3 protein-coding genes are annotated in these 2,414 nt (G+C 66.9%); all 3 read left to right on the top strand.

What is annotated here, in order from left to right:
- Positions 1 to 218: AMP-binding enzyme (locus tag ACLJK8_RS22435; RefSeq protein ID WP_413152638.1), on the top strand; the 218-nt coding region annotated here is incomplete at its 5' end.
- Between the two features lie 156 nt (positions 219 to 374).
- Positions 375 to 683 carry a DUF485 domain-containing protein gene (locus tag ACLJK8_RS22440; RefSeq protein WP_413152639.1) on the top strand — a complete coding sequence of 103 codons (309 nt, stop codon included), beginning with the start codon at positions 375 to 377 and terminating at the stop codon, positions 681 to 683.
- Complete coding sequence (locus tag ACLJK8_RS22445; protein WP_413152640.1) at positions 680 to 2,410, top strand: cation acetate symporter; 1,731 nt, start codon at positions 680 to 682, stop codon at positions 2,408 to 2,410. Before ACLJK8_RS22440 ends, ACLJK8_RS22445 begins: the two co-directional genes overlap by 4 nt.
- Positions 2,411 to 2,414: the final 4 nt, after the last annotated feature.

Genomic DNA, 2,414 nt, shown 5'->3' on the forward strand with positions numbered 1-2,414 from the left:
AACTGGTGCAGTGGGTCAGGAAGGAGATCGGCCCGATCGCCTCCCCCGACCTCATCCAGTGGGCGCCCGGCCTGCCCAAGACCCGCTCCGGCAAGATCATGCGCCGCATCCTGCGCAAGATCGCCGAGAACGACTACGGCGCCCTCGGCGACACATCCACCCTCGCGGACCCAGCCGTCGTCGACGAACTCATCGACAACCGAATGAACCGACGGTGACGAGATCCCCCAGGGACGCGGCCTCCGCCGTGCCCCCGGGGCGGCCCCTCGCCGGCGGGGCGCGCGTGTGACCGGCTCGAGACTGCCAGGACCGACCGGCCGCGCGCCAGCGGAGTGAGCCCGCCGCCGACCAAGCCAAAAAAAGGGAAGATGAAGATGGAAGCAACGCTCGCGGAACGGATCGCCGCCGATCCGAACTACCAGAAATTGAGGACGCAACGGTCAAGCTTCGGCTGGCAGCTGACGATCGCGATGCTGGTCGTCTATTACGGGTTCATCCTGCTGATCGCCTTCTCGAAGGATCTGCTTGCGATCAGGCTCGGCGAGGGCGTGATGACGCTCGGAATCCCGATCGGCTTCGGGGTGATCCTCTTCACCATCCTCATCACCGGCATCTACGTACGCCGCGCCAACAGCGAATTCGACGACCTCACGGAGAAGGTCAAGCGGGAGGCCCTGAAGTGAAGCAGCCAATCCTCGGACCAATCCTCGGAACCGGCGTCCTCGCCGCTCTCGTCGCGGCGCCGGCGGCCGGCTTCGCAGCCGACGTGATCCAGGGCGGCGAACAGCAGCCGACGAACTGGACCGCCATCATCATGTTCGCGGCCTTCGTCGTGATGACGCTCTTCATCACCAAATGGGCCGCCTCCAAGACCAAGTCCGCCGCCGACTTCTATACCGCGGGCGGCGGCATCACCGGCTTCCAGAACGGGCTCGCGATCGCGGGTGACTACATGTCGGCGGCCTCCTTCCTCGGCATCTCGGCCGCGGTCATGGTCTCGGGCTACGACGGGCTCATCTACTCGATCGGCTTCCTCGTCGGCTGGCCGATCCTGACCTTCCTGATGGCCGAACGGCTCCGCAACCTCGGCAAGTTCACCTTCGCCGACGTGGCGGCCTTCCGCTTCGCCCAGACCCCGATCCGCGTCTTCGCCGCCTCCGGCACGCTGATCGTCGTCGCCTTCTACCTGATCGCGCAGATGGTCGGCGCGGGCTCGCTGATCGAGCTGCTGTTCGGCCTCGACTACTGGATCGCGGTCGTGGTCGTCGGCATCCTGATGATGGTCTACGTGCTCTTCGGCGGCATGACCGCGACCACCTGGGTGCAGATCATCAAGGCCTGCCTCCTGCTCGGCGGCGCGACCTTCATGTCGATCATGGTGCTCTGGCGCTACGGCTTCAGCCCGGAGGCGATGTTCGCCGACGCGGTCCGGATCAAGAGCGAGATCGCAGGCGCGACCGAGGGCACGACGCCCGAGGCGGCGGCCGCGGCCGGCCAGTCGATCATGGCGCCCGGCACCTTCATCAAGGACCCGATCTCGGCAATCAGCTTCGGCATGGCGCTGATGTTCGGCACCGCCGGCCTGCCGCATATCCTGATGCGCTTCTTCACCGTGCCGAGCGCCAAGGAAGCGCGCAAGTCGGTGATGTGGGCCACGACCTGGATCGGCTACTTCTATCTCCTGACCTTCATCATCGGCTTCGGCGCGATCACCTTCGTGCTGACCAATCCGGGCTTCCTCGGGCCGGACGGCACGCTGATCGGCGGCAACAACATGGCGGCCGTGCATCTCGCCCAGGCGGTCGGCGGCAACGTCTTCCTCGGCTTCATCTCGGCGGTGGCCTTCGCGACCATCCTCGCGGTCGTCGCGGGCCTCACGCTCTCCGGCGCCTCGGCGGTCAGCCACGACCTCTATGCGACGGTGATCAAGGGCGGCCAGGCCGACAGCGCCGCCGAGCTCCGGGTGTCGCGCATCACCACGCTCTGCCTCGGCTTCATCGCGGTGATCCTCGGCATCGCCTTCAAGAACCAGAACATCGCCTTCATGGTGTCGCTGGCCTTCGCGGTCGCCGCCTCCGCGAACTTCCCGGTGCTGTTCATGTCGGTTCTCTGGAAGGACTGCACGACGCGGGGCGCGGTCGCCGGCGGCTTCGTCGGCCTCATCTCCTCGGTGCTGCTGACGGTGCTCTCGCCCTCGGTCTGGGAAGCCACCTTCGGCAACCCGGTCGGCTCGGCGCCCTTCCCCTACACCTCGCCGGCGCTCTTCTCGATGACCCTTGCCTTCCTCACGATCTGGCTCGTCTCGAAGACCGACGACAGCCCGCGGGCGCGGCAGGACCGGGCCGGCTACCTCGCACAGCAGGTGCGTTCCGAGACCGGCATCGGCGCCTCGGAAGCCTCGGCGCACTGAAGGG

Source organism: Amaricoccus sp. W119 (assembly GCF_047275745.1).
In the GTDB taxonomy this organism is placed as follows: Bacteria; Pseudomonadota; Alphaproteobacteria; order Rhodobacterales; family Rhodobacteraceae; genus Amaricoccus.

Bases quoted from the DNA above. Each gene is read 5' to 3' on its own strand.
- ACLJK8_RS22440 (WP_413152639.1), top strand. From the start codon at position 375: ATGGAAGCAACGCTCGCGGAACGGATCGCCGCCGATCCGAACTACCAG.